Genomic DNA, 23,087 nt, shown 5'->3' with positions numbered 1-23,087 from the left:
CACAGGTGATCGAGATGGAAGCCGTTCAACAATCGCCGTCTTTCGCGACGCGCTTGATTGACGAGGTCGAGTACTTCGCCAGCATGCCGCCGCTGACCGATGCCGAGCTGGCGCAGTACTCGCGTCGCACGACTAAGCGCCCGCTGCTCTGCTTCGCGCTGATCGCTGCTCTCCCCTTCGTTATCGAAGGCGTCTGCCGTGTGCTGAAGGTGTGGTGATGGTCGCCTACCACTTTTACTTTCAGCCCGTGTTCGTGATGCTGACCGCAGTCATAGACGATTTCGGAAACCTGCTAGAAATCAGCTGCATGAGGTCGCCGGACTTATGGAGCGACTCCCCTGTCGAGGCGGCGTACACGTTTGAGCAATCGGGCGAGGTGCACTGATGCGCGAGCTCGCAAAACTCTGGCTGTCCGCAGCTCTCGTGTTGGGTGGTTGGGCACTTCTCGCCGGTGCGCTCGACCAGGCGGACGGACATAACAACCGCTGCGCGATCGTGCGCTGCACCTGATCCCGTAAAGGCTCACCATGGATCTGATCATTGCAATCTGTTTAGTATTCCTATTCGGTCTGTTTGTCGGTGGGTTTCTGGGAATTGCTTCTGTATGCCTTTGCCGCACGGCGAAGAATCCCGACGAAACAGAGCACGAATGCAACGCGCCCTACCCGCGTTACCGCGAATCACCGCAGTCCTTCAATAACGGAGTCAAGAAATGAAGAAGGCTTTCACCCAAACCCTCATGGAGCTGCGCGGGGGTGCTGTCGTCGAAGAGGCGACCAACGAACTGAACACGCTGGTCGCGATGGTCCGCGACACCGGCAAAGCCGGGAAGATCACGATCACCCTCGAGGTGAAGCCGTTCGCCAAAGTGCAAGACGCGCTCGAAGTGACCGGCAAGGTCGTCGCGACACTGCCGCGCGAAAAGGAAACGGCCGAGGTGTTCTTCCCTACCGTCGAAAACAATCTCTCGCGTCACAGCGAGCGTCAAACCGAGCTGCCTGGCATCTCGCTGGCAGACAGCCCGCGCTCCGTCTCGCTCGGCTAATCCTGCACGGCAATCAATCACCCCTCACTCTCATACGGATAAAACATGCTCCACGATTTCCAAGGCGAACAAAACGTCGCCGCTGTTCTCGCCGCAGGTACTTCGCTGGCCGGCGCACAGAAAAGCACGCTGCAGGACGGTAAGCCGTTCGTCATCGTTCCGGAAGGCTACAAGGCGCAGATCGTCGACGAATTGTTCGAAACCCCGGCGCGCGCAAGCGGCGTTGTGAAGCTGCGCGACGCAAACAGCTTCGTGAATTATTTCAATCGTCAGAAGCGTGCAGAGAGCCTGATTTACGCGTCGCTCGACCCGGCGAAGATCCTCGGCGTCATCGACGATCACCTGTCGTACGAGCATGCGCTGGCAGGCGATGACTTGGGCAAGGGCGCGAACTGGCGTCAATTCCGCGTCGAGTTCGCTGTACCGGCCTCGCGCGAGTGGAAAGTCTGGACCGGATCGGATCGCAAAGCGCTCAACCAGCTCCAGTTCGCCGAACTGATCGAAGACAACCTGCCCGACATCGTGACGCCGGACGGCTCGACGATGCTCAGCGTCGCGCTCAATTTTGAAGCGAGCAAGGAAGGCAATTTCGTGTCGGCCGCACGGCTCCAGGACGGCAGCACGAACTTCGTCTGGAAAGAGGACGTGAACGCGACGGGCAACAAGATCGCAATGCCGTCTCAGATCACGCTCGAAATCCCCGTGTTCGAGAACGGCCAGCCCCTCCCCGTCGACGCGCGCATCAAATACCGCGTCAAGGACGGCAATCTGACCATCTGGTACGAGCTCGTGCGCCCGCACAAGGTGCTCGAAGCCGCGTTCCGCGCCATCTGGTCGCAAATCGAAGAGCAAACGGCAACGACCATCTTGCTCGGATCCCCGGAATAACACTGGCGGCGCATTTGCTCAGAAGTCGGCGACCGTCACTCGGATCGGCGAAGCCTCACCTCGCAGAGCCTTTTCGGTCGCCACCTTAACGATAGCGGACAAGTTCGCTTGCAGAGTTTTCACGTCTTGGTCTGGGGCCCCCTCGGATCCGAACACGTCAGCGAGACATTCATGGGTGACTTGGATCATCAAGATGGTGTCGTCGTACACGTGGTTGAAAAACAAGTCGCCACCGCGACGCATGATCCGAAGTTCATTTGAGGCAGCCATGAAAGAACGTCCTATTTTGTTTTCTCAAGCAATGGTGCGCGCTTTGCTGGAGGGCCGCAAGACGCAGACGCGGCGCGTCGTAAAGCCGATAGGAGCGCATCACTTGTTCCAATTTCGTGGCAACGAAGCAGCGCATGGCGCCGATGAACCGACCGGCGAATGGGCGTGGTGCCGTGCAGAGAAGGTCGTAAGCGAGCATATCCGCTGCCCGTATGGCAAGCCTGGCGATCGTCTGTGGGTGCGCGAGAGCCTGAAGTTTGTCGACACGCCGACTACTCGCCACGACCACGCTGTATATGCGGCGGATGGCGTTCGCGTGCCGCGTGATCAGCGCCTGGCCGATTGGGCGTGTGACGGCATGGCTTTCGGCTTCGCGAACTCGGTGCCATCGATTCACATGCCGCGCTGGGCGTCGCGCATTACGCTCGAAGTGACTGGCGTGCGCGTCGAGCGCCTGCATTCAGTCAGTGAGGCCGATGCGGCCGAAGAAGGCGTCGAATTCGTGGATGCCGGTCGCACGTACTGGAAAGACTATCTCGGCTCATCGACTAACTGTGACGAGATGACCTTCCTGAGTGCACGCCAGTCGTTCTCCACCCTGTGGAACAGCATCAATGGCGCCGGCGCATGGGCGGCTAACCCTTGGGTCTGGGTCGTCGAATTCAAAAGGATCGGAGCATGAGCAAGATCGTCATGACCTTCGCTGACGTGGGCGACTTTGCGGCGCTTCACGCTGCCAAGCAGTGGTGCGCAGATAACGGCTACTCGGTCGGTTCTGGCTGCGCCGGCATGCCGCGCGGCCTCCTGCGCGGCGATTGGGTGATCGCCAAGTGGCGCAATCTCACCGGCCAGGAACGCGCGGATCTCGATGGCCAGATGACGGGTGACTTTCGTAACGGCCCGGTCACCGTGACGGTTAAAGAGTGATCGCCATGCCAATGAGAGCGCAACCGGCATTACTCGCAGTCCCGGCGACCCTGACTGCTGCATGTCTGTCAGTCATGGCGGGCTGGCAGCGTGGCGGGTTTCTGGCTGAGCGGGTGCTCTGGATCGCCGTCGGCGTCGTGGTGGTTGTCGCCGCTCACCTGCTCCCTGCCCTGATCCGTGCGCACGGCTGGCGCGTTCGGCTGGTCGGCGTCCTACTCTGGATCGGCTGCATGGCGGCCACCTGCTACGGACACGCGGTCTTTTTCCTCCTGGCTCAGAAGCATGCTGGCGAGGTACGCGCCGCAGCAGTACCGGCAGTAGTCACGACCGGACGCAACCCGGCAGTCATCGCCGCTGACCGCGCCGCTATCGTCTCGCGACTGACCCGCGTCACCGAACGCCGCTGCGCTGAGCCGTGCCCGAGCCTACGTATCGAGCGCGCGACGCTCGGCGCCCGGCTGGAGGCGATCGACGTCGAAGCGACCGAGGCGAAGCGACAGGAGGCCGCGCAGGACCGCGCCGACGCCGCGCGCGCCGCTGCCGTCGCTGACCCTGTGACGAGCACGCTGACCGCGTTCGGTATCCAGTCAGGTCGCGTCGATCTGCTCGCCGGTCTCGCTTTCGCGGCAGTACTCGAAGCAGTCGCGTGCTTCTGTTGGCTGCTCGCGCTGCGCCCGGTCGGATCGCGTAAACCCAATACTGGCGCGGCAGTAACGCCAGTAACGGAAGTCAGTAACGCCGTGACTGAGGTGCTGACCGAATCTGCGCCGACCGCAGAACAACCGGTAATCGAGGCAGCAGACGACGTTACCCGCGTCACGGCAGAGATTGCCGCAGGACGGCTCCGCGCGACCGTTACGGACATTCGGAAGTACCTCGGTTGTTCGCAGACGCGCGCTGCGTCGGTGCGTAAGCAGATCGTCGAAGGAGCACAGGCATGAGCGGCACACGCGCCAACTCGACGTCGTTCAAGCCCGGTTACCGCTCGCGCAGTTGGGTGCCGATCGGCACCGAGCGAGTCACCAGCATGGGCTACCTGCAACGCAAGGTGACCGACACCGGTCGCGCTGCAGACGACTGGGCGGCCGTCCACGTCCTGAACTGGGAAGCGGAGAACGGCCCAATACCAGCCGGTTACCTGCTGGTGTTCCGTGACGGTGACCGCACGAACGTGGTTCTCGACAACCTCGAACTGATTTCGCGCGGCGAGCTGCTCAAGCGCAACTCAGTCCATCGTTACCCGCCCGAACTGCGTCAGGTGATCTGGCTGAAGGGCGCACTCGTAAGGAAGATCAATGCAAACCATCAATGACCTGCGCTCCCACCTGTTCGACACATTGAAGGCGCTCAACGACAAGGAGAAGCCGCTCGACATCGAGCGCGCGAAGGTCGTCGCGGACGTCGGCCAAGTGATCATCAATTCGGCAAAGGTCGAAGTCGATTTCATGCGAGTCGCGGGTGGCAAGGGATCGGGATTCATTCCCGTTGCAGTCGTCGAGTCTGCCGATGCTCCAGCCGCCGCGGTATCGCTCCCGGATGCCGATCCCGCGCCGAGCTTCCCGTCCGCGTCGACGAACGGAATCCGCTCGATCACTCGCCACGTTTTGAAGGATTGAAGCCGTGTCTGACCGCGACTGGCACATCCACATGGCGCGCATTCATTTGATGCACGCCCGGGCGTCCCGGCGGCATCCGGCCTGGCACGCGACGCTACTGCAATGGGCGGCCCGTCGCCGCCGCGCTGCGCAACAGCCGACGCTTATCGGGCGCGGTCAAGGCGCGCTTTTCTGATAACCGCGAGGACAACGTCATGTTGAAAGCAAAGAACATCCCGCCCTGCGCACGCTTCGCTGTGGTCTCCAATCCTGGGACGATCTTCGAGCGAATCGAAGAATACGCATCTTCGCTGGATGGCGCGCGCGAAAGCGCTACTTGCTACGACGATCCCGTCGACGTCATGCGCGTCAAGCCCACGGGCGAGCTCACAACGGAATTTTGAGCGCCAGCGCGCCGATCTGATCTAACCGCAAGGACAACGATAACCATGACCAACTATCCAATGTTCGATGACAAGCTGGCGACGCTCCGCCACGCCATTGAAGGCGGCGTAAAGGCCGACACCATGCAGGCGCTCAAACTGATGGAACTGGTCGATGCAATCGGCGAGCAGTTCAAACGCGAAATCGCAGACGCTTCCGCGCCAGCCGTCAATGCTTCGGCGCGGCTCGACGAAAACACTGTCGCGCGCTTGAAACTCCTGTGCCGGATGCTTGGATTGGGCGACGCGATCAGCGACGAACTCTACGCGGACCCGGAAGCGCTATTTTCGATTTTCGGCTGCATGCGATTCAAGTTGGATGCCGCACTATCCGCCAGCACAGAAGCGGCGGCAGGCGAGCAAGCTCAGGCGCCAGGTTGGCGCGGAGATTTCGAGCGGCAGGCTGGTTCCGTAGGTTTTGATCTGTCGCGCGAGGAATTTGGAGGCGAATATTGCCACTCCGATTCGGCAGACGCATTTCGTTGGTACTACATGGGGCGCCTCGATCAGGCTTGTTCGAGCGCCCCTCCAGTCACTAGCGGGCAGAAGCTGACACAACCCGGAGAAGGCGAGGGAGGAGAGCCGCCAGAACTGCTGACCTGCGACTTTTGCGGAGCGCATACCGATGATCCGTGGCATACGAGCGACGCGATGCGCAAGCACCTGCATCAGTGCGATGCGTGTCATTCCGCTAGCGGACAGAAGCTGACGAGCGCAGCGGGCGACGTACTGGCAGAGCGTGAGCGCCAAGTGACGGCGGAAGGCTGGACGCCTGAGCATGATGATAGTCACGACGACGGGCAGATGGCCGCTGCTGCCGGTTACTACGCGCTAGCGTCTTCCTTCCCGCATGAGCGCGACATTGGACGAGGCCATGTTCCGCCTTACTGGCCGTGGGAAAAGTCATGGTGGAAGCCGTCCACGAAGCGCTGCAACCTCGTGAAGGCTGGCGCACTGATCCTTGCCGAAATCGAACGCATCGACCGCGCCTCTAGCGCCACAGCCAGCGACAACGCTGATGCGGAGGGAACGTGAGACTACCGTGGAAACCCACAGTTAATTGCGTCGCGCGCACGTCGTTCACAGTCCCGGATGGCGTTCTCTTCGCTCCCGAAGACACGCCCGAAGCCGATCCAGTAAGCCTTCATACCTTCAAGGATCTGCCGTCCGTCGAGCCTAGAAATGGACGCAATCGAACGATAGCCATCCAGAATGGATCCTTGCAACTCGTGAGGAACCCATTCCTCCGCGGCGTTCAGGATGATCCTAAAGGGCGGCGCTTTGATCTCACGGTCATACATAGCTGTTCCCCCAAAATATTTTTGAAGGAATTTGACAGGGCTAACCGGATCAGTCCGTGCGGAACCTATCGTTACAACTCGTTACACGTCGATGCGCGATGTCGAACTGTTATCGCGGCATGCGCAGAGAAGGGAGATAAGGCGTGGTGAATTTAGGCGACTTCCAGCATCAGCGCGAGGTCACTGGCGTTCTGCGCCTTGCGCCTGACCGTTTGCACGACGATTTGGTCATACAGCACATCGCCTTCGGGCGATTCGATTTCAATACCTCGCTCTTCAGCGAGTATTTCGAAGACCTGATGTGCCGTTTCGACGATGACTTTGGCTTCTGCTCGATCCATGGTTGCGTTGCTCGTAATGTTGATGACCGCCGTTACATCGGCACCAATCGCGAAAACTTTAGGGGCCTTGTATGACCGACAACATCAAGAGTCTGGTGGAGCGGCTCCGCTTCTACGCCCACGACAAAAATCCGGGTTGGATAACCATGGTTGAAGCTGTTGCCGAACTGGAAAAACAAGCGTCGCGCATCCGGGATCTTGAAGATGCGTGTCGAGAGGCGCAGACCTACTCCGAACAACTCCGCGAATCCGCCGTCCCTGTCGCTGACAGCGCAATGGCGAAGGATGCGGAGCGTCTGGATTGGCTCGACGAGATGAACGCCGCGTTGAATCGGCATTACGGCACGACCTATCAGTGGAAGCTGATTCTGAGCCCGAACATCACGCGTCTGATGACGGGCCGTCAGTGGGCTGGGTTCGTCGGCGACATCGATCTGAATGATGCGCAATGCGGCAATGGCAGTTTTGCGAGTTGCCGCGAGGCTATCGACGCCGCTATCGCGGCATCTGCAGAGAAGGAGCGCTCGTAATGCACCCGGTCTATTTCTTCGGCGACGGCATGCCTGGCTGCGACGACTGCGCGACGGTGACCGGCAAGGTTGGACAGCAATGCACGATGAACTGCTCAGGTCGCGGCGCCGCGCAGACACCGCCCGAGTTGCCGGACGCGTCGCGAATCGACGGCTGGTCTGTGACGGTGAGCGTCAATGCAGTCGACGTCCTCACGATCGGTCACAACTCGCTTAGCGGCTGCGAGAACATCGCAGACTTTGCGCCGGTCGTGCGCACAGCCGCCATGCATCTGCTGTCTTTCATCGGCGCTGGCGAAGACATCGTCGGCAACCATATTGCTGCTAGCGCACAGAGAGGAGATACGGCATGAGCGCAATGACATCTATCGAATGGACCGACGCAACATGGAACCCGCTGCGCGGCTGCTCGCGCGTGTCGGATGGCTGCCGCAACTGCTACGCCGAGAAGGTCGCGATGCGCTTTCGCGGTGAAGGTCAACCGTATGAGGGACTCGTGCGCATGACGACGCAGGGCCCGAAGTGGACCGGCGAAATCAAGCTGGTGCCCGCCGCACTGCGCGAGCCATTCGGCTGGGCGAAGCCGCGTCGCGTGTTCGTCAACAGCATGTCGGATCTGTTTCACGAGTCGGTGCCGTTCGAATTCATCGCGAGTGTGTTCGCGGTGATGAGCGTCACGACGCGTCATACATATCAGGTGCTGACGAAGCGCCCAGCTCGCATGCTTGAGTTCTTCCAGTGGGTCAAGGATGGCGCAGGCTGCTTTGACGACGACGCTATCAGTAGCCGCCTGCCGAAGGACATTCCGTGGGTTCCGCATCACCACAACACGCGCCGCGGCGGCTATGACAACTGCGGCCCTGGCTTCCCGTACGAGAACGTCTGGCTGGGCGTGAGCGTCGAGAATCAGGCCACCGCCGACGAGCGCATTCCGCTGCTGCTGCAATGCCCAGCCGCCGTGCGCTGGATCAGTGCCGAACCGTTGCTCGGGCCAGTCGACCTCGAGCGCGTTCTCTGGCCGGATCTCGGAGACCATCGTGTCGACGTGCTGCGCGGCGGTTACTGGAACGAAGCCCCCTATCTGCTAGGCGCACGCTCGGCGGCACTCGGCGCGCCAAAGGGCGGATTCACGAATCATTCGGACATGCCGGGAAAACTTGATTGGGTTGTCGTCGGCGGCGAAAGCGGCAACGGCGCGCGTCCGATGAATCCGTGGTGGGCTCGTTCGCTGCGCGACCAGTGTGATGCCGCCGGCGTGAAATTTCTGTTCAAGCAATGGGGCGAGTGGGCTGAGCAGACGCCGGAACAGCAACGACAACTTGCTGGCTCCGTGATTATGAAGCACCTCTCGGCGTGGCCCGACGGGACGCTCGGTCATGGCGACTTTCGAGAGAACGGCGGCTATGGCCGACCGTTGTTTCCCGTCGGCAAGAAAGCAGCAGGCCGCCTGCTCGACGGCCGAACGCACGATGAATTCCCGGAGGCGCGATGACTCGACTATTGGAAGCTCTCGCTGTCCAGAATAATCACATCGAGATTCGGATTTTCCTGGCACATCAGATATGCAGCCTGGCGGATGCGCTCGAAGTTAGCGAGAAAGACCTCCCGTCTTTCATCGACATTGCTGAGCAGCGCCAGCGCAGTGCCAGTGATTCGTCCCGGCCGTTGGCGATCACCATCAAGAATAGTGAACGACAAGTAATCGCCTTCCGTCGGCTCTTGCGGCGCAGAAATTTCAAACGAGTCGTTCATGTTGCCTCCCGATCTAATAGTAGTGGAGGAATCCTAGCATGACCGTCTACGTCGACGACATGAACGCCGCGTACGGCCGCATGAAGATGTGTCACATGCTAGCCGACACAGACGACGAGCTTCACGCTATGGCCGCAACCATCGGCGTCGCAAAACGCTGGTGGCAGAGTCCCGAGAAAACAAGCGGCAGCCACTATGACATTGCGCTGAGCAAAAAAGCACTTGCAATCGCCGCCGGCGCGATCGAAATCACTTGGCGGCAGGCTGGCGCGATGAACACGCGCAGACGCGTCACTGGCGAACTTGGCGACCCAGCTGACGCGGTTGAATGGGTGGCTAACTTAAGGGCGCAACGCCGAGCACAAGCAGCATGACTGAAGCAGCACAACGAGTAATCGAAACAACAAGCAAACATTGGGGTGTCGAATGGCAGCGCAACTGATTCCACTGTCTGTCTGGGCCGAAGCGATCTTCGGCGAGCACAAGCCGCATCGCAACACGCTGATGAACTGGATTCGCAACGGTCGTATCCGGCCGGTGCCGCGCAAGGTCGGTCGCGAGTATTTCTGCAAGCCGAACGCCGAATACGTCGATCCGGTCGCCGAACGCATCGAAAGGATGACAAATGGCCGCTAGGCGCCGCCAGGCTGCCCGGCGCAACTGGCCGGACAACCTCTACAAGAACGGGAACGACTATTACTGGTTCCGCAACCCGTCGAACGGCGAGACGTTCGGGCTCGGCTATGACTTCAAGGTCGCAGCGGCGCAGGCGCGCGTCGTCAATGCCGAGCTGCTGCGACGCAAGGGCGACACTGGATTGCTTCAGCGCGTGTTCGGCGGCGACATGACGTTCGCCGCATGGTGCGATCGCTATGCCGATGTCTACGCTGAACGCCAGAACAGCCCGAAGAGCGAACAGATTCTGCGTGGCCACCTGAAGATCATCAAGGCCGCGCCGTTCGCGAGCCGGTCGGTTAGGCAGGTCGAGCCGAAAGAGATCGGCGAATGGCTGAAGGACAACACGGCGGCCGTGAGCGCATCGCACACGTCGCGCCTGCGCAGTCGCTTGATCGACATGTTCAATGAAGCGATCGCCGAAGGGCTGCTGAAGCCCGGCGAGAACCCTGTCATCGCGCTGCGCAATCCGAAGAGCGAAGTGGCACGCGATCGGCTGACGCTCGACGAATTCCTGACCATCGTCAAGCTCGCGCGCGAGCAACCCGAGAACGTGTGGGCGGCCCGAGCATTCATGCTCGCGCTGATCACCGGCCAGCGCCGCGAAGACGTCAAGGGTATGGAGTTCAGCGACGTGAAGGACGGGTTTCTCTGGGTCGAGCAGCGCAAGAGCCAAGGCCGCACGAAGCTGAAGATCCCGGTGACGATCGGTCTGAAGGCGCTCGGCGGTCTGACGATCGAGGACGTGATCCGCGAGTGCCGCGACGACATCGTGTCGAAGCACATGATCCACCACGTGCGGCACAAGGGCACGGCGAAGCCTGGCCACAGCCCGAAGCTTGGCAGCTTCTCGACCATGTTCGCGACATACCGCGACGCAGCAAAGGTTGTGGTTCCGGAAGGCAAGACGCCGCCGACGTTTCACGAGATCCGCTCACTCGCCGCGCGCCTCTATGGCGACGAGTTCGGCGCCGAATTCGCGCAGGCACTGCTCGGCCACAAAACAGCCCAGATGACCGCGCTTTATCGCGACAGCCGAGGCCGCGAATGGAACGAAGTTAAGGTGCAGTCCGCGTAAAAATTTTGGATTGTTATTGGATTAATTTTGGACAGAATCCGGGGAGCCGCGCCAGATAAGGCTCTCCGGCTAGCGGAATAACCGAATTCGGATCGTTCCGTTAGATGACAATTTGCCTGTCCGTCTGAATGAGTTGGCCGGGGCATGTGGCCGGCCGTTTGCGGCCACGCGTGCTCGTGCGGCGAGGTTCGTGCGGCGCGGGTAGCCGAGGTAGCTGGAGGCCACCGCGCCGGATAGGTGAATACTATACTGTATGTTTATACAGTTTTGCACGCCGATTGCACGACGATAACGCTGCGATCGGCATAAGCCAGATGACCAGTGTGTGACGCCGCGAACTTCGTGCGGTTCAGCGTGGAATCGAGTCAATCGTGGCGCAGGCTCGCGCCGCTCGCGTCATGTGCCAACGCGCAACGCAAAAGAAAAACCCGGTGGAGCACCGGGTTCGAATGGCCGTCCCCCACAGCCTTCGGGCGAAGGCCGCGCAGCCGCTTACCACACGCCATCTGTCACCTTGCGACGGTCGAATGCGCATCGACGATGGTCTTCGTCTGGTTCGCCCCCCCCGGCGGACCACAAAGCGTCGGACGACTCCTCGCAGCACCTCATGCATCGTCCGAACGCTTGGACAATGTATGAGCGCAGGCTTAACAGAAACTTAAAGCGCGACGCGCTTGCTGGATGGGATGCGGCAAGGCGCACAGAACAGCCCAAATACTCCGTACTCGCGGCTGGAAGTTCGATGCGGGGTGCCTATCATTCTTTGGAACGCCGAGGTGGAGGCATCGGAGTGTGGATTCTGTAGGATGAATCTGCATGCGGTGCAGGCTCCCGAGCGCCGCGATCCGCAGCGCCCGTCACGATGACGGCTCGCCACTGGCCGGCATCGCCCCGACTCAAGTGGAGGTGCGCAATGAAGTTCATTGTTCAGTGGAACGGGCTGCCGACAGCACAGCAATCGGCCGTCGAGCGCTTCATGAAATCAGGTGGCGCCCTGCCGCCCGATGGCATCACGATGCTTGGACGCTGGCATTCGATCGGCGAATTGAGCGGCTGCGCGATCATCGAGTCCGACAGCACCGCACCAATGGCCGCGTGGATGCTGCAATGGGGCGATATTTTTACGTTCAGGATCTCGCCGGCCGTCACCGACGAGGAACTCGGGGCAGCGTTGGGTGCGTTTCTGGCGCAGAAGTGAGGTGGTGCTGCGTTCGGCGGTCTTGTTGAACCCGCTGAACATCGCTGAACATTGATTAGTCAGGATGACGATGCAGTTCAATGTCGACCCTGGACACGTGCAAAACGGCCGCGCAAAAGAAAAAAAGGACTTACGGCATGACACCGTAAGTCCTTTTTGTCTTTCTGGTCGGGGCGAGAGGATTTGAACCTCCGACCACCTGCACCCCATGCAGGTACGCTACCAGGCTGCGCTACGCCCCGAAAGAACGAAAGTATAACAGAGCCTTCCGGCGAATAGAACTGCAACAATCAATCTCGATACAACTAAATCGTTCAATGCCCGAGCAGGTCGATCACTTGCAGCAACTCCTTGCGCAACTGATCGACATCGACGGTGGCCGTGGTAGCGGCCGGTTGCATGACCGTACCTTCGACCACTTCGCCCTCGCCTTCCGCCGCTTGACCGGCGCCATGCGAATCGAGCCGGTTGCGGGCGCCGTTGATCGTGAAGCCCTGCTCGTATAGCAGTTCGCGGATCCGCCGGATCAGCAGCACTTCGTGATGCTGGTAGTACCGGCGATTGCCCCTGCGCTTCACCGGACGCAACTGCGTGAACTCCTGCTCCCAATACCGCAGCACATGCGGCTTCACACCGCATAGTTCACTGACTTCACCGATCGTGAAGTAGCGCTTCGCGGGAATCGGAGGCAAGACGACTTTTTCGATCGTCGCTGTCATCGTCAGTTAGCGGTCGGATAACCGTCGTAGTGGTTGCGCGGGCGCGCGAATCGATCAGCGCGCGAAGCTCTCTTCAGCGCCGTTCTCGACCAGCGCCTTCAGCTTTTGACTTGCGTGGAACGTCACGACGCGGCGCGCGGCGATAGGAATCGCCTCGCCCGTTTTCGGATTTCTGCCCGGACGCTGTGGCTTGTCGCGCAACTGGAAGTTGCCGAAGCCGGACAGCTTGACGCTGTCGCCACTCTCCAACGCGTCGCGAATTACTTCGAAGAACGCTTCGACCATGTCCTTCGCTTCCCGCTTGTTGAGCCCGACGTTGTCGAACAGCAGCTCGGCAAGCTCAGCCTTGGTGAGCGTCGGCGCTTCGCCCGACGCGCTGGCGGTTGAGGTAGGGATATCGCGAATCATGGCGCTACGCTGCGCCGTAAGAAGGGCTTCGAAATCACTCGAGTTCATTTCATTCATATCTGTCAAATGGCGCGTCAACCAGAACGGAACTTGCGGAACAGCCGTTTTCGGTTATCCGCGCAACCGGGCGCCATATACTCGAGCAAGACGATCCACCAGAGTCTGAATGGCCAGATCGACCGTTTCATCCTGAAGGGTGCCACCAGTATCTTGCAAGGTTACACGGAACGCAAGGCTTTTCTCGTGCGCTGCCAGCCCGCCGGAAGTATTTGATTTTGCACGAAATTCATCGAAAAGCGCAACCCTTTGAATGGTCTTGCAAGCCTCGTCCGAAAGCGCCTTTTGCATCTCGTCAAAGAGCGCCTGAACTTCGATTTTCTGATCGACGACGATCGCGATATCGCGCCGCACGGGCGGGAATTTCGACACTTCCGTCGGGGTCGGCAGCGCGCGCTCAATCAGCGCCTCTGCTTCGACTTCGAACAGGATCGGCGCGTGCGGCAGGTCGTACTTCTGCATCCAGCGCGGATGCAGCTCGCCGATCCAGCCAATTGCGCGGTCATCGAGTTCGATGCGCGCGCTACGTCCCGGATGCAGCGCCGGATGTTCCGCCTTCACGAAGCGCGCGACGGCAGGCGCCAGCAACGCTTCGAGATCACCCTTTACGTCGAAGAAGTCGACGGCACGCGTTTGCGCGCCCCACTGCTCTTCGACGACGGGACCATAGGCGAGCGCGCCGAACATCTTCGGTTGCGCGAAACCTTCGACAGCCAGTTCACCCGCCTTGATCGATGCGTCCTGCAGGAACACGCGACCCGCTTCGAAAACGCGAATGCGGTCCGCGCGACGGTTCAGGTTATGGCGCAGCACGTTGATCAGGCTGCCGAACAGCGTCGTGCGCATCACCGACAGCTGGCTCGCGATCGGATTCAACAGGCGCACCGGCTTCTCATTGCCCGCGAAATCCTGCTCCCATTCCGCATCGACGAAACTGAAGTTCACCGTTTCCGCGTAATCGCGCGCGGCGAGCGCGTGACGCAGCGTGTGAATGGAGCGCCGCGTCTCGTTCGTGCGGCGCATCTCGCTGCGCGCGACGGGCGGGTTCGCCGGAATCTTCTCGAAGCCGTAAATGCGAGCGACTTCTTCGATCAGGTCTTCTTCGATTTCGATATCGAAGCGATACGGCGGCGGCGTCACGAGGAAGTCGTCGCCATCGCGCTCGAACGGCAAGCCCAGGCGCGTGAAGATCTGCGCGATTTCGTCAGCGCTGATCGTCACACCGATGATGCGGTTCGCACGCGCGACGCGCATCTTGACGGGCTCGCGCTTCGGCACGTTGACGATCTGATCGTCGACGGGACCGGCCTCGCCGCCGCAGATGTCGAGAATCAGCTGCGTGATCCGTTCGATGTGGTCGACAGTCGTCGAATAGTCGACGCCCCGTTCGAAGCGGTGACCCGCGTCCGTCGAGAAGTTATAACGGCGGGAACGGCCACGAATGCTATCGGGCCACCAGAACGCGGCTTCCAGATAGATGTGGGGCGTATCGAGCGTGACGGCCGTGCTGTCGCCGCCCATGATGCCCGCGAGGCTTTCGATGTGGTGATCGTCGGCGATCACGCCGACCGTTTCATCCACTTCGACGGTGTTGCCGTTCAGCAGCTTCAGCGACTCGCCGGGCTTGCCCCAGCGCACGTCCATGCTGCCGTGAATCTTGTCCAGATCGAACACGTGCGACGGACGGCCGAGCTCGAGCATCACATAGTTCGAAATGTCGACCAGCGCCGAAATGCTTCGTTGACCGGAACGTTCGAGCCGCTCGACCATCCACGCCGGCGACTTCGCGCGTGCGTTGACGCCACGGATCACGCGGCCCGAGAAACGGCCGCACAGGTCCGGCGCCGAAATCTTCACGGGCAGCGTTTCGTTGAGCTTGACCTCGACGGGCTTGATCGCGAGCGGACGCAGCGGGGCGCCCGTGATCGCGGCCGTCTCGCGCGCGACGCCGAACACCGACAGGCAATCGGCCTTGTTCGGCGTCAGCTTGATTTCGAACACGGTGTCGTCGAGGTTCAGCGTTTCGCGGATATCCTGGCCGATAGGCGTATCTTCCGGCAGGATCAGCAGGCCGCTATGATCTTCCGACAGCTTCAGTTCACGCGCCGAGCACAGCATGCCTTCGCTTTGCACGCCACGCAGCTTCGACAGCTTGATCTCGAACGGCGCGCCGCCCTCTTCGGCGGGCGGCAGTTGCGCGCCCACCAATGCGACGGGAACCTTGATGCCGGGCGACACGTTCGGCGCACCGCACACGATGTTCAGCGTCGCGCCCGTGCCGGCGTCGACCTGACACACGTTGAGTTTGTCCGCGTCCGGGTGCTTGACGACTTCGAGCACGCGGCCCACCACGATCTTCGACGTCGGCGGCGCTGCGGGACGCAGGTCTTCCACTTCGAGACCGGCCATCGTCAGGGCGTGCGACAGCTCGTCCGTCGTCAGTTGCGGATCGACAAAGGTTCTGAGCCAGGATTCCGGGAATTGCATGGTTCTGTACGTTCTAAACAGGTTGTGTCCGCATCCGGCCAGTATGTCGACAATGTCGGCACCAAGCCGGAGGCGCTGTTTGCGGCGTGGCACTCAGGTTGCCGAATGCCGTGCCGCTCTCGTCGCGTGTTTAAAGCCTGTTGGCTCGCGCTCTACGCTTTGGCTCGCCTCAGGCGAACTGGCGCAGGAAGCGCAGGTCGTTTTCAAAGAACAGACGCAGGTCCTGAACGCCGTAACGCAGCATCGTCAGACGCTCGAGCCCGCTGCCGAATGCAAAGCCAATATAGCGCTCGGGGTCGAGACCCATGTTGCGGATCACCGTCGGGTGAACCTGGCCCGAGCCCGAAATTTCGAGCCACTTACCGGCGTTCTTGCCCTGCTCGAACATCATGTCGATCTCGGCTGACGGCTCGGTAAACGGGAAGTACGACGGACGGAAGCGCACGAGAATATCGTCGCGCTCGAAGAATTTCTTGAGGAAGTCGGTATAGACGCCCTTCAGGTCAGCGAAGCTGATGTTCTCGTCGATCCACAGGCCTTCGACCTGATTGAACATCGGCGAGTGCGTCGCGTCGCTGTCCACACGGTACGTGCGGCCGGGCACGATCACCTTGATAGGCGGCGTGTTGGTGCGCGCGTAGCGGACCTGCATCGGGCTGGTGTGGGTGCGCAGCAGCAGCGGACGGCCTTCGGCGTCCTTGCCGTCGACGTAGAACGTGTCCTGCATCGAACGCGCCGGATGGTTTTCCGGGCTGTTCAGCGACGTGAAGTTGTACCAGTCGGTTTCGATCTCCGGGCCGTCGGCCACGTCGAAACCAATGGTGCGGAAGATTTGCTCGACGCGCTCCCACGTGTGCATCACGGGGTGCAGACTGCCCGTGCCCGTGCCGCGGCCGGGCAAGGTCACGTCGATGGCTTCGGCAGCGAGGCGCTGGTTCAGCAGCGCGTCGGCAAGCGCCTGGCGGCGCGCCGTCAGCGCGGCTTCGACCTGCTGCTTGACGATGTTGATCCGCGCGCCTTCCGTCTTGCGCGTTTCGGGATCGAGCTTGCCGAGCCCCTTCAACAGTTCCGTCAGTGCGCCCGACTTGCCGAGAAAGCGTGCCTTCTCGTTTTCGAGCGTGGTGACGTCGGAGGCTTGTTCAAAGGCGCTTTTAGCGTCGGCGACAATCTGGTCCAGATCCATTGATCCCATCTTTTCAACGTCAGTATTCAATCGAAGTAAAACTGGCTCGACCAACAAAAAAGGGGCTCGGTGAGGAGCCCCGTTTTTGTTGCAGCGTCACCGAGACTACCGGATTGTTCGCTGCAACGAACCACGCAGTACTAGATGCTAACAGCGCACTCAGGCTGCAACGGCGGCTTTCACCTGCTTGACGATCGCAGCAAAAGCAGCCTTGTCGAACACAGCCATGTCGGCCAGCACCTTGCGGTCGAGTTCGATCGACGCCTTCTTCAGGCCGTTGATGAACACGCTGTACGTCATGTCGTGCTGACGCACCGCCGCGTTGATACGCGTGATCCACAGTGCGCGGAACACACGCTTCTTGTTGCGGCGATCGCGGTAGGCGTATTGGCCTGCGCGCATGACCGCCTGCTTGGCGATGCGATAGACGTTATTGCGGCGGCCGCGGTAACCCTTGGCCAGGTTGATGATCTTCTTGTGGCGGGCCCGTGCGGTAACCCCACGTTTGACTCGAGGCATGTTTCGCTCCTATGAGTGTCGGTTAAGGGTTAGGCGAACGGCAGCATCGCGCGTACGGAGTTCAGATCGGAATCATGAACTGCCGTGACGCCGCGCAGGTGACGCTTGTTCTTGGTGGTCTTCTTGGTAAGAATGTGGCGCTTGAAGGCTTGACCGCGCTTGACGGTACCGCCCGGACGAACCACGAAGCGCTTTGCAGCGCTCTTCTTGGTCTTCATCTTCGGCATGACAACTACTCCATTATTTGATGGATATGGGTGTGCGGTCGGCCCAGAAAGCCCTCATCCGCCCTTTGAAACCCACTCCACTTGGTATGCAGACGGCCTGAACTGCTGACCGCTGCTTTTCAGGAAGAACGCACGCTGAACAGCTGCGAGCGAATTCCGAAACCTGCTTGCACACGCCGCCTTCGACGACGCGCGACTCAAACTTTCCAACAAACGCATCGCTCACATTGTGATACGCAGCGAACGTCTGCTTACTTCTTTTTCTTCGGCGCCAGCACCATGATCATCTGGCGGCCTTCCATCTTCGGCATCTGCTCGACCTGACCGACTTCATCCAGATCGGTACGCAGACGCTCGAGCATGCGCATGCCGATTTCCTGGTGAGCCATTTCGCGGCCACGGAAACGCAACGTGATCTTCGTCTTGTCGCCATCTTCAAGGAAGCGGACGAGATTGCGCAGTTTGACGTTGTAGTCACCGTCATCCGTACCCGGCCGGAATTTGACTTCCTTGACCTGGATGACCTTCTGCTTGAGCTTGGCCTCGTGCTGCTTCTTCGCTTCCTGGTACTTGAACTTGCCGTAGTCCATCAGGCGGCAGACGGGCGGAACCGCTTGCGGCGCGATTTCAACCAGGTCCACGTCCTGCTGTTCCGACAGGCGGAAAGCATCAGCCAGTTTTACGATGCCGAGCGGTTCGTTGTCGATCCCGACCAGACGCACCTCGGGTGCTGTAATTTCACCGTTGATGCGATGCGACGACTTATCAGTAGCGATGTTACGTTTCCTCTAAAAATTAAAAAAACGAGCCGCGCTGCCTGGTGGTTACTTGAACGTCTGCACGTCCTGGCGCAGACGCTCGCTGAAGGCATCGAGGGACATCACGCCCAGATCGACACCGCCACGGGCACGCACGGCTACCGTTTGTGCATCACGCTCCTTATCGCCGACGACCAGCAGATACGGCACCTTTTCAAGCGTGTGCTCGCGTATTTTATAGCTAATCTTCTCGTTGCGCAAATCGGCCTCCACTCTAACCCCTTGTTTTTGCAACGATTGGGCCAGAGATTGTGCGTATTCCGCCTGACTTTCCGCGATATTCATCACGACGACCTGCATCGGCGCCAGCCAGGCAGGCATTGCACCGGCATGGTGCTCGATCAGAATGCCGAGGAAACGTTCCATTGATCCGACGATTGCCCGGTGCAGCATGATCGGGCGGCGGCGGCTATTGTCCTCCGCCACGTACTCGGCGCCGAGGCGCTCAGGGAGCACCATGTCGAGCTGAAGCGTGCCGCACTGCCACGAACGGCCGAGCGCATCCTTGATGTGATATTCGACCTTCGGACCGTAGAACGCGCCCTCGCCCGGCAATTCTTCCCAGCTCACGCCGCACGCCGTCAGCGCGTCACGCAGACCCTGCTCGGCGCGATCCCACGTTTCATCCGTACCCGCGCGCGCGTCAGGACGCAGCGACAGCTTGATCTCGACGTTGTCGAAGCCGAAATCCTTATAGACGCTCATCGCCAGCGTATTGAACGCGATCGATTCGCTGATGAACTGGTCCTCGGTACAGAAAATATGCGCATCGTCCTGGACGAAGCCGCGCACACGCATCAGGCCGTGCAGCGCGCCCGACGATTCATTCCGATGGCACGAGCCGAACTCCGCATAACGCAGCGGCAGATCGCGGTACGAACGCAGGCCATGATTGAACACCTGCACGTGACCCGGGCAGTTCATCGGCTTGATCGCGTAGTCGCGCTTTTCCGACTCCGTCGTGAACATGTTTTCACGATAGTTCTGCCAGTGACCGGACGCTTCCCACAGCGAGCGGTCCATGATCATCGGCGTCTTGATCTCGAGATAGCCCGCGTCGTTCACGCGACGGCGCATGTATTGCTCGACCTGCTGCCACAACGTCCAGCCGCGCGGATGCCAGAACACCATACCCGGCGACTCGTCCTGCATGTGAAACAGGTCGAGCTGCTTGCCGAGCTTGCGGTGGTCGCGCTTTTCCGCCTCTTCGAGCATGTGCAGATACGCGTCCTGGTCTTCCTTTTTCGTCCAGGCCGTGCCGTAGATACGCTGCAACTGCTCATTCTTCGAGTCGCCGCGCCAGTACGCACCTGCGAGCTTCATCAGCTTGAAGACCTTCAGCTTGCCCGTCGACGGGACGTGCGGGCCGCGGCACAGGTCCGTGAAGCCACCGTGAGAGTACAGCTTGATCTCATCGCTGGCGGGAATCGATTCGATGATCTCAGCCTTGTACTTTTCGCCGATGCTCTTGAAGTACTCGACCGCTTCATCGCGCGACACTACGCGGCGCGACACCGGCTCGTCCTTCTTCGCGAGCTCCTGCATGCGCTTTTCGATCTTCTCGAGATCTTCGGGCGTGAAAGGACGGCTATACGAGAAGTCGTAGTAGAAGCCGTTGTCGATCACCGGCCCGATCGTCACCTGCGCCTCGGGAAAGAGATCCTTCACCGCGTACGCGAGCAAATGCGCCGTCGAGTGGCGAATGATGTCGAGGCCATCGGCGTCCTTGTCCGTGACGATCGCGAGCGAAACATCGCGATCGATCAGCGTGGACGTATCGACCAGTTCACCGTCGATCTTGCCACCAAGCGCCGCCTTCGCGAGACCGGGGCCGATCGAGGCCGCCACTTCGGCGACGGTCACGGGATGCTCGTACTGTCGAACAGAACCATCGGGCAGTCGTATCGAAACCATTGCGTTCTCCGTAATGCCGGCCGGCGGCACAGGCAACAAGACTTAAAGACCAAAAGCGCGACAAAAAAAATGCGGCCCCGCTTTCGAGGGGCCGCATTCACATTTCTGCAAGACTGCTGCAAACAACAAGGGCGAAAGTGGTCCTCGACTAGCGTCGCTCCGAAACAGTTCCGGTCAACGTTCGCGGTGTCATAACCATGTTCGCTTGGTTCGCCATTTACGCCGAAGCGCTCATTGCTACTTGCGTTTGCGAAACATCGGCAAGCCGAAGTTTCAGATTCGTTGGTAGGCTCGATTGGACTCGAACCAACGACCCCCACCATGTCAAGGTGGTGCTCTAACCAGCTGAGCTACGAGCCTAGAGAAACGAGATTATATGGAGCGTAGAGAAAGTTGGCAAGCATTTTTATGCGGTGACATCAAAATCCAAATGCCGGCTTCGCGCAAGGCCAACATCATCACTTGCGCGTGGCCCTGACGACGCCCGCCACTTCGCCCAACATCGCGCACGCGCGCTGGATCTGCGCCGCGCTTGATACTTCCACCGTGAACTGCATGAATGCAGCGTTGCGCCGCGATTGCGTCTTGACGCCGACCACGTTCATCTTCTCGCGCGCGAACACTTCGGAGATATCGCGCAGCAGACCTTGCCGGTCGGTGGCTTCGATCGAGAGATCGACGGGATAGACCGACTTGCCACGCCCGCTCATCACGTCCGCGGACCAGGCCGTTTGCAGCACGCGTTCCGGCGCGCGCTCCGCCATCCGCAGGAACGTCGGGCAATCGCTGCGATGTATCGACATGCCCTTGCCACGCGTGACGAAGCCCGCGATGTCGTCGGGCGGCGCCGGGCGGCAGCAGCGCGCGAGCTGCGTAAGCAACGCATCCACACCGACGACGAGCACACCCGTCGACGCGCCATGCGCGACGCTCGCGCCGCTGCTGCGTTTCTCGAACTGCTCGGGCGCTTCGACGACGGGCTCGGCGGGCGGCGCATCGTTCAGCGCCTGCTCGACGAGCCGCAAGCTGAACTCTTCCTTGCCGACCACCGAGAACAGATCGTCGGTGGACTTGAAACCGAGCTTTGCAGCAAGCTGATCGAGATTGACCGACGTCTTGCCTTCGCGCTGCAAGGTCTTTTCGACCATCGCGCGCCCCGTTGCGATGTTCTCCTGCACTTCGACCGCATTGAACCACGCACGCACCTTCTGGCGCGCGCGGTTGCTTTGCAGATAGCCAAGATTCGGATTGAGCCAGTCGCGCGACGGACCACCCTCTTTCACCGCGATGATCTCGACCGTCTGCCCGTTCTGCAACGGCGTATTCAACGGCACCATCGCGCCGTCGACCCGCGCGCCGCGGCAACGATGTCCCAGCTCGCTATGCAGGTGATACGCAAAATCGAGCGGTGTTGCGCCTTGCGGCAGCGGAATCACGCGCGCCTGCGGCGTGAGCGTGTAGATATGGTCGTCGTCGAGCGTCGCCTGGCGCAGTTGCTCCCACGGTCGGGCAGCGCCCTTTTCACCGGGCTTGCCTTCGGACACATCGTCCTTCCACGCAAGCAGTTGACGCAGCCAGGCGATCTTCTCGTCGTACTTCTCGTTGGCGCTGAACTGGCCGCCGTACCCGCGCGTGCCCGCTTCCTTGTAACGCCAGTGCGCGGCCACGCCATACTCGGCGAACTGATGCATTTCCTGCGTGCGGATCTGCACTTCGAATGCGCGGCCGTCATCGCCGATCACGACCGTATGCAGCGACTTGTAGCCGTTCGGCTTGGGCCGCGAAATGTAGTCGTCGAATTCCCTCGGCACTGGCTGCCACAGGTTGTGCACGATGCCGAGCACCGTGTAGCAATCCTTGATGTCCGGCACGATGACGCGAAACGCGCGCACGTCGTACAGCTCGGAAAAGTCGAGTTCCTTGCCACGCATCTTGCGCCAGATGCTGTAGATATGCTTTGGCCGGCCGCTCACCTCGGCGTTGATATGCGCAGCAGCCAGCTCCTGTTGCAGTTGCGCGATCGCCTCGGCCACATAGGTTTCGCGCTCGACGCGCTTCTCGTCGAGCAGCTTCGCGATCCGCTTGTAGGTTTGCGGCTCCTCGAAGCGAAACGCGAGGTCTTCGAGTTCCCACTTCAATTGCCAGATGCCGAGCCGGTTTGCGAGCGGCGCGTAGATATCGAGCGTCTCGCGCGGCACGTCCGGCGTAGGCGTGAGCTTCGCCGCAGCGTAATAGCGCAGCGATTGCAGCCGCGAAGCGAGCCGGATCAGCACGACGCGGATGTCCTGCGCGAACGCGAGCAGCATCTTGCGCAGCGCCTCGACCTGCGCGCGGCGCGCGGCCTGCGCATCGCGGCCCGCTTCGGGCATCGCGTTCTGCGCCGCGCGCATGCTCACGGTGCCGAGCCGCAACAGCTTGCGCACGTCGCCGACCAGTTGCGCGACTTCCTCGCCGAAGTTGTCGGCGATGGTCTGCTCGGGGTTCGCCAGATGCGGCGTCAGCGAGAACAACGCCGCCGCCAGCACTGCAGGCGGATCGACGTTCAGCGTGCGCATGATGGCGGCCGTGCCCGCGGCATGGTCGGCGAGCGACTCGCCCGACGACAGGCGCGCATCGCCCGCGTGCTCGCGCACGAACGCGAGTGCGTCGTCGAAAGACGGCGTTGGGTTCGGAGCGGTCGTGACGGTGTCGGTGTTCATCATGCGGCGGCCC

The 23,087-nt window shown here is 60.7% G+C and carries 29 protein-coding genes and 2 tRNA genes; 17 read left to right on the top strand and 14 right to left on the bottom strand.

Going from position 1 to position 23,087, the window contains the following annotated elements:
* Nucleotides 1–14: 14 nt before the first annotated feature.
* From H1204_RS05875 to H1204_RS05860, 3 genes are all read left to right on the top strand, one after another.
* Nucleotides 15–218 carry a hypothetical protein gene (locus H1204_RS05875; RefSeq protein WP_180730357.1) on the top strand — a complete coding sequence of 68 codons (204 nt, stop codon included), beginning with the start codon at nucleotides 15–17 and terminating at the stop codon, nucleotides 216–218.
* Nucleotides 219–712: 494 nt separating this feature from the next.
* The gene (locus H1204_RS05865) at nucleotides 713–1,045 is read left to right on the top strand and encodes a hypothetical protein (protein WP_180730355.1); all 333 of its coding nucleotides are present in this window, start codon (nucleotides 713–715) and stop codon (nucleotides 1,043–1,045) included.
* Between the two features lie 45 nt (nucleotides 1,046–1,090).
* On the top strand, nucleotides 1,091–1,933 hold the full coding sequence (locus tag H1204_RS05860; protein ID WP_180730354.1) for a YfdQ family protein: 843 nt from the start codon (nucleotides 1,091–1,093) through the stop codon (nucleotides 1,931–1,933).
* A gap of 18 nt (nucleotides 1,934–1,951) precedes the next feature.
* Here the strand turns inward: H1204_RS05860 and H1204_RS05855 are convergent, their stop codons facing one another.
* Nucleotides 1,952–2,203 (bottom strand): hypothetical protein, encoded by a 252-nt coding sequence (locus tag H1204_RS05855; protein WP_180730353.1) that lies wholly within the window; start codon nucleotides 2,201–2,203, stop codon nucleotides 1,952–1,954.
* Here H1204_RS05855 and H1204_RS05850 point away from each other — a divergent pair.
* From H1204_RS05850 to H1204_RS05820, 7 genes are all read left to right on the top strand, one after another.
* Complete coding sequence (locus H1204_RS05850; RefSeq protein ID WP_180730352.1) at nucleotides 2,202–2,885, top strand: hypothetical protein; 684 nt, start codon at nucleotides 2,202–2,204, stop codon at nucleotides 2,883–2,885. The genes H1204_RS05855 and H1204_RS05850 overlap by 2 nt on opposite strands.
* Entirely contained in the window at nucleotides 2,882–3,130 is a 249-nt protein-coding gene (locus tag H1204_RS05845) for a hypothetical protein (protein WP_180730351.1), read from the top strand. Before H1204_RS05850 ends, H1204_RS05845 begins: the two co-directional genes overlap by 4 nt.
* 74 nt (nucleotides 3,131–3,204) lie before the next feature.
* Nucleotides 3,205–4,071 carry a hypothetical protein gene (locus tag H1204_RS05840; protein ID WP_243468557.1) on the top strand — a complete coding sequence of 289 codons (867 nt, stop codon included), beginning with the start codon at nucleotides 3,205–3,207 and terminating at the stop codon, nucleotides 4,069–4,071.
* A complete protein-coding gene (locus H1204_RS05835; protein ID WP_180730350.1) occupies nucleotides 4,068–4,442 on the top strand; it encodes an HNH endonuclease signature motif containing protein in 375 nt (124 codons plus the stop codon). Before H1204_RS05840 ends, H1204_RS05835 begins: the two co-directional genes overlap by 4 nt.
* The gene (locus H1204_RS05830) at nucleotides 4,426–4,746 is read left to right on the top strand and encodes a hypothetical protein (protein ID WP_180727983.1); all 321 of its coding nucleotides are present in this window, start codon (nucleotides 4,426–4,428) and stop codon (nucleotides 4,744–4,746) included. Before H1204_RS05835 ends, H1204_RS05830 begins: the two co-directional genes overlap by 17 nt.
* 194 nt (nucleotides 4,747–4,940) lie before the next feature.
* Nucleotides 4,941–5,129 (top strand): hypothetical protein, encoded by a 189-nt coding sequence (locus tag H1204_RS05825; RefSeq protein WP_180730349.1) that lies wholly within the window; start codon nucleotides 4,941–4,943, stop codon nucleotides 5,127–5,129.
* Nucleotides 5,130–5,174: 45 nt separating this feature from the next.
* Nucleotides 5,175–6,203, top strand: a complete 1,029-nt coding sequence (locus H1204_RS05820; protein WP_180727982.1) for a hypothetical protein — start codon at nucleotides 5,175–5,177, stop codon at nucleotides 6,201–6,203.
* 418 nt (nucleotides 6,204–6,621) lie between these two features.
* Here H1204_RS05820 and H1204_RS05815 read toward each other — a convergent pair whose 3' ends face one another.
* The gene (locus tag H1204_RS05815; protein WP_180730348.1) at nucleotides 6,622–6,810 is read right to left on the bottom strand and encodes a hypothetical protein; all 189 of its coding nucleotides are present in this window, start codon (nucleotides 6,808–6,810) and stop codon (nucleotides 6,622–6,624) included.
* A gap of 71 nt (nucleotides 6,811–6,881) precedes the next feature.
* On the opposite strand from H1204_RS05815, the gene H1204_RS05810 reads away from it, so the two are divergent.
* Genes H1204_RS05810 through H1204_RS05800 form a run of 3 tightly spaced genes read left to right on the top strand, consistent with a single transcriptional unit; the run spans nucleotide 6,882 to nucleotide 8,832 of the window.
* A complete protein-coding gene (locus H1204_RS05810; RefSeq protein ID WP_180730347.1) occupies nucleotides 6,882–7,340 on the top strand; it encodes a hypothetical protein in 459 nt (152 codons plus the stop codon).
* Entirely contained in the window at nucleotides 7,340–7,693 is a 354-nt protein-coding gene (locus tag H1204_RS05805) for a hypothetical protein (RefSeq protein ID WP_180730346.1), read from the top strand. Before H1204_RS05810 ends, H1204_RS05805 begins: the two co-directional genes overlap by 1 nt.
* Complete coding sequence (locus H1204_RS05800) at nucleotides 7,690–8,832, top strand: phage Gp37/Gp68 family protein (protein WP_180730345.1); 1,143 nt, start codon at nucleotides 7,690–7,692, stop codon at nucleotides 8,830–8,832. Before H1204_RS05805 ends, H1204_RS05800 begins: the two co-directional genes overlap by 4 nt.
* A 5-nt stretch (nucleotides 8,833–8,837) precedes the next feature.
* Here H1204_RS05800 and H1204_RS05795 read toward each other — a convergent pair whose 3' ends face one another.
* Nucleotides 8,838–9,092: a hypothetical protein gene (locus tag H1204_RS05795; protein ID WP_180730344.1), complete on the bottom strand. Its 255-nt coding sequence runs from the start codon at nucleotides 9,090–9,092 to the stop codon at nucleotides 8,838–8,840.
* A gap of 38 nt (nucleotides 9,093–9,130) precedes the next feature.
* Here H1204_RS05795 and H1204_RS05790 point away from each other — a divergent pair, with 38 nt between their 5' ends.
* From H1204_RS05790 to H1204_RS05775, 4 genes are all read left to right on the top strand, one after another.
* A complete protein-coding gene (locus H1204_RS05790) occupies nucleotides 9,131–9,466 on the top strand; it encodes a DUF4031 domain-containing protein (RefSeq protein ID WP_180730343.1) in 336 nt (111 codons plus the stop codon).
* Between the two features lie 52 nt (nucleotides 9,467–9,518).
* Nucleotides 9,519–9,728, top strand: coding sequence for an excisionase (locus H1204_RS05785; RefSeq protein ID WP_180730342.1), 210 nt, complete (start codon nucleotides 9,519–9,521; stop codon nucleotides 9,726–9,728).
* Complete coding sequence (locus tag H1204_RS05780) at nucleotides 9,718–10,845, top strand: tyrosine-type recombinase/integrase (RefSeq protein ID WP_180730341.1); 1,128 nt, start codon at nucleotides 9,718–9,720, stop codon at nucleotides 10,843–10,845. Before H1204_RS05785 ends, H1204_RS05780 begins: the two co-directional genes overlap by 11 nt.
* A gap of 913 nt (nucleotides 10,846–11,758) precedes the next feature.
* On the top strand, nucleotides 11,759–12,043 hold the full coding sequence (locus H1204_RS05775; RefSeq protein WP_180730340.1) for a DUF3303 domain-containing protein: 285 nt from the start codon (nucleotides 11,759–11,761) through the stop codon (nucleotides 12,041–12,043).
* A 165-nt stretch (nucleotides 12,044–12,208) separates the two neighbouring features.
* On the opposite strand, the gene H1204_RS05770 is transcribed toward H1204_RS05775, so the two are convergent.
* The 11 genes from H1204_RS05770 to H1204_RS05720 form a co-directional block, all read right to left on the bottom strand.
* A tRNA-Pro gene (locus tag H1204_RS05770) sits at nucleotides 12,209–12,285 on the bottom strand.
* Nucleotides 12,286–12,357: 72 nt separating this feature from the next.
* Complete coding sequence (locus H1204_RS05765; protein WP_180730339.1) at nucleotides 12,358–12,762, bottom strand: MerR family transcriptional regulator; 405 nt, start codon at nucleotides 12,760–12,762, stop codon at nucleotides 12,358–12,360.
* Between the two features lie 54 nt (nucleotides 12,763–12,816).
* A complete protein-coding gene (locus H1204_RS05760) occupies nucleotides 12,817–13,227 on the bottom strand; it encodes an integration host factor subunit alpha (RefSeq protein WP_007585478.1) in 411 nt (136 codons plus the stop codon).
* A gap of 54 nt (nucleotides 13,228–13,281) precedes the next feature.
* Nucleotides 13,282–15,714 carry a phenylalanine--tRNA ligase subunit beta gene (gene pheT, locus H1204_RS05755; protein ID WP_180730338.1) on the bottom strand — a complete coding sequence of 811 codons (2,433 nt, stop codon included), beginning with the start codon at nucleotides 15,712–15,714 and terminating at the stop codon, nucleotides 13,282–13,284.
* Nucleotides 15,715–15,883: 169 nt separating this feature from the next.
* Entirely contained in the window at nucleotides 15,884–16,897 is a 1,014-nt protein-coding gene (gene pheS, locus H1204_RS05750) for a phenylalanine--tRNA ligase subunit alpha (protein WP_180730337.1), read from the bottom strand.
* A 159-nt stretch (nucleotides 16,898–17,056) separates the two neighbouring features.
* Complete coding sequence (gene rplT, locus H1204_RS05745; protein WP_004192938.1) at nucleotides 17,057–17,416, bottom strand: 50S ribosomal protein L20; 360 nt, start codon at nucleotides 17,414–17,416, stop codon at nucleotides 17,057–17,059.
* A 29-nt stretch (nucleotides 17,417–17,445) separates the two neighbouring features.
* The gene (gene rpmI / locus H1204_RS05740; protein ID WP_180730336.1) at nucleotides 17,446–17,643 is read right to left on the bottom strand and encodes a 50S ribosomal protein L35; all 198 of its coding nucleotides are present in this window, start codon (nucleotides 17,641–17,643) and stop codon (nucleotides 17,446–17,448) included.
* Between the two features lie 251 nt (nucleotides 17,644–17,894).
* Nucleotides 17,895–18,419 carry a translation initiation factor IF-3 gene (gene infC, locus H1204_RS05735; RefSeq protein ID WP_079482295.1) on the bottom strand — a complete coding sequence of 175 codons (525 nt, stop codon included), beginning with the start codon at nucleotides 18,417–18,419 and terminating at the stop codon, nucleotides 17,895–17,897.
* 48 nt (nucleotides 18,420–18,467) lie between these two features.
* On the bottom strand, nucleotides 18,468–20,375 hold the full coding sequence (gene thrS / locus H1204_RS05730; protein ID WP_180730335.1) for a threonine--tRNA ligase: 1,908 nt from the start codon (nucleotides 20,373–20,375) through the stop codon (nucleotides 18,468–18,470).
* Between the two features lie 283 nt (nucleotides 20,376–20,658).
* A tRNA-Val gene (locus H1204_RS05725) sits at nucleotides 20,659–20,735 on the bottom strand.
* A gap of 98 nt (nucleotides 20,736–20,833) precedes the next feature.
* Nucleotides 20,834–23,074: a bifunctional (p)ppGpp synthetase/guanosine-3',5'-bis(diphosphate) 3'-pyrophosphohydrolase gene (locus tag H1204_RS05720; protein WP_180730878.1), complete on the bottom strand. Its 2,241-nt coding sequence runs from the start codon at nucleotides 23,072–23,074 to the stop codon at nucleotides 20,834–20,836.
* Between the last annotated feature and the right edge of the window lie 13 nt (nucleotides 23,075–23,087).

Origin of the sequence: Paraburkholderia sp. PGU19 (genome assembly GCF_013426915.1) — a bacterium.
In the GTDB taxonomy this organism is placed as follows: domain Bacteria; phylum Pseudomonadota; class Gammaproteobacteria; order Burkholderiales; family Burkholderiaceae; genus Paraburkholderia.
The sequence above is the reverse complement of the archived record's forward strand: the minus strand, read 5'-3'. Positions and strand labels throughout refer to the sequence as shown.

Coding starts and splice junctions, on each gene's coding strand:
- H1204_RS05875 (WP_180730357.1), top strand. CDS start 15: ATGGAAGCCGTTCAACAATCGCCGTCTTTCGCGACGCGCTTGATTGAC.
- H1204_RS05865 (WP_180730355.1), top strand. CDS start 713: ATGAAGAAGGCTTTCACCCAAACCCTCATGGAGCTGCGCGGGGGTGCT.
- H1204_RS05860 (WP_180730354.1), top strand. CDS start 1,091: ATGCTCCACGATTTCCAAGGCGAACAAAACGTCGCCGCTGTTCTCGCC.
- H1204_RS05850 (WP_180730352.1), top strand. CDS start 2,202: ATGAAAGAACGTCCTATTTTGTTTTCTCAAGCAATGGTGCGCGCTTTG.
- H1204_RS05855 (WP_180730353.1), bottom strand. CDS start 2,203: ATGGCTGCCTCAAATGAACTTCGGATCATGCGTCGCGGTGGCGACTTG.
- H1204_RS05845 (WP_180730351.1), top strand. CDS start 2,882: ATGAGCAAGATCGTCATGACCTTCGCTGACGTGGGCGACTTTGCGGCG.
- H1204_RS05840 (WP_243468557.1), top strand. CDS start 3,205: ATGGCGGGCTGGCAGCGTGGCGGGTTTCTGGCTGAGCGGGTGCTCTGG.
- H1204_RS05835 (WP_180730350.1), top strand. CDS start 4,068: ATGAGCGGCACACGCGCCAACTCGACGTCGTTCAAGCCCGGTTACCGC.
- H1204_RS05830 (WP_180727983.1), top strand. CDS start 4,426: ATGCAAACCATCAATGACCTGCGCTCCCACCTGTTCGACACATTGAAG.
- H1204_RS05825 (WP_180730349.1), top strand. CDS start 4,941: ATGTTGAAAGCAAAGAACATCCCGCCCTGCGCACGCTTCGCTGTGGTC.
- H1204_RS05820 (WP_180727982.1), top strand. CDS start 5,175: ATGACCAACTATCCAATGTTCGATGACAAGCTGGCGACGCTCCGCCAC.
- H1204_RS05815 (WP_180730348.1), bottom strand. CDS start 6,810: ATGGATCGAGCAGAAGCCAAAGTCATCGTCGAAACGGCACATCAGGTC.
- H1204_RS05810 (WP_180730347.1), top strand. CDS start 6,882: ATGACCGACAACATCAAGAGTCTGGTGGAGCGGCTCCGCTTCTACGCC.
- H1204_RS05805 (WP_180730346.1), top strand. CDS start 7,340: ATGCACCCGGTCTATTTCTTCGGCGACGGCATGCCTGGCTGCGACGAC.
- H1204_RS05800 (WP_180730345.1), top strand. CDS start 7,690: ATGAGCGCAATGACATCTATCGAATGGACCGACGCAACATGGAACCCG.
- H1204_RS05795 (WP_180730344.1), bottom strand. CDS start 9,092: ATGAACGACTCGTTTGAAATTTCTGCGCCGCAAGAGCCGACGGAAGGC.
- H1204_RS05790 (WP_180730343.1), top strand. CDS start 9,131: ATGACCGTCTACGTCGACGACATGAACGCCGCGTACGGCCGCATGAAG.
- H1204_RS05785 (WP_180730342.1), top strand. CDS start 9,519: ATGGCAGCGCAACTGATTCCACTGTCTGTCTGGGCCGAAGCGATCTTC.
- H1204_RS05780 (WP_180730341.1), top strand. CDS start 9,718: ATGGCCGCTAGGCGCCGCCAGGCTGCCCGGCGCAACTGGCCGGACAAC.
- H1204_RS05775 (WP_180730340.1), top strand. CDS start 11,759: ATGAAGTTCATTGTTCAGTGGAACGGGCTGCCGACAGCACAGCAATCG.
- H1204_RS05765 (WP_180730339.1), bottom strand. CDS start 12,762: ATGACAGCGACGATCGAAAAAGTCGTCTTGCCTCCGATTCCCGCGAAG.
- H1204_RS05760 (WP_007585478.1), bottom strand. CDS start 13,227: ATGAATGAAATGAACTCGAGTGATTTCGAAGCCCTTCTTACGGCGCAG.
- pheT (WP_180730338.1), bottom strand. CDS start 15,714: ATGCAATTCCCGGAATCCTGGCTCAGAACCTTTGTCGATCCGCAACTG.
- pheS (WP_180730337.1), bottom strand. CDS start 16,897: ATGGATCTGGACCAGATTGTCGCCGACGCTAAAAGCGCCTTTGAACAA.
- rplT (WP_004192938.1), bottom strand. CDS start 17,416: ATGCCTCGAGTCAAACGTGGGGTTACCGCACGGGCCCGCCACAAGAAG.
- rpmI (WP_180730336.1), bottom strand. CDS start 17,643: ATGCCGAAGATGAAGACCAAGAAGAGCGCTGCAAAGCGCTTCGTGGTT.
- thrS (WP_180730335.1), bottom strand. CDS start 20,375: ATGGTTTCGATACGACTGCCCGATGGTTCTGTTCGACAGTACGAGCAT.
- H1204_RS05720 (WP_180730878.1), bottom strand. CDS start 23,074: ATGAACACCGACACCGTCACGACCGCTCCGAACCCAACGCCGTCTTTC.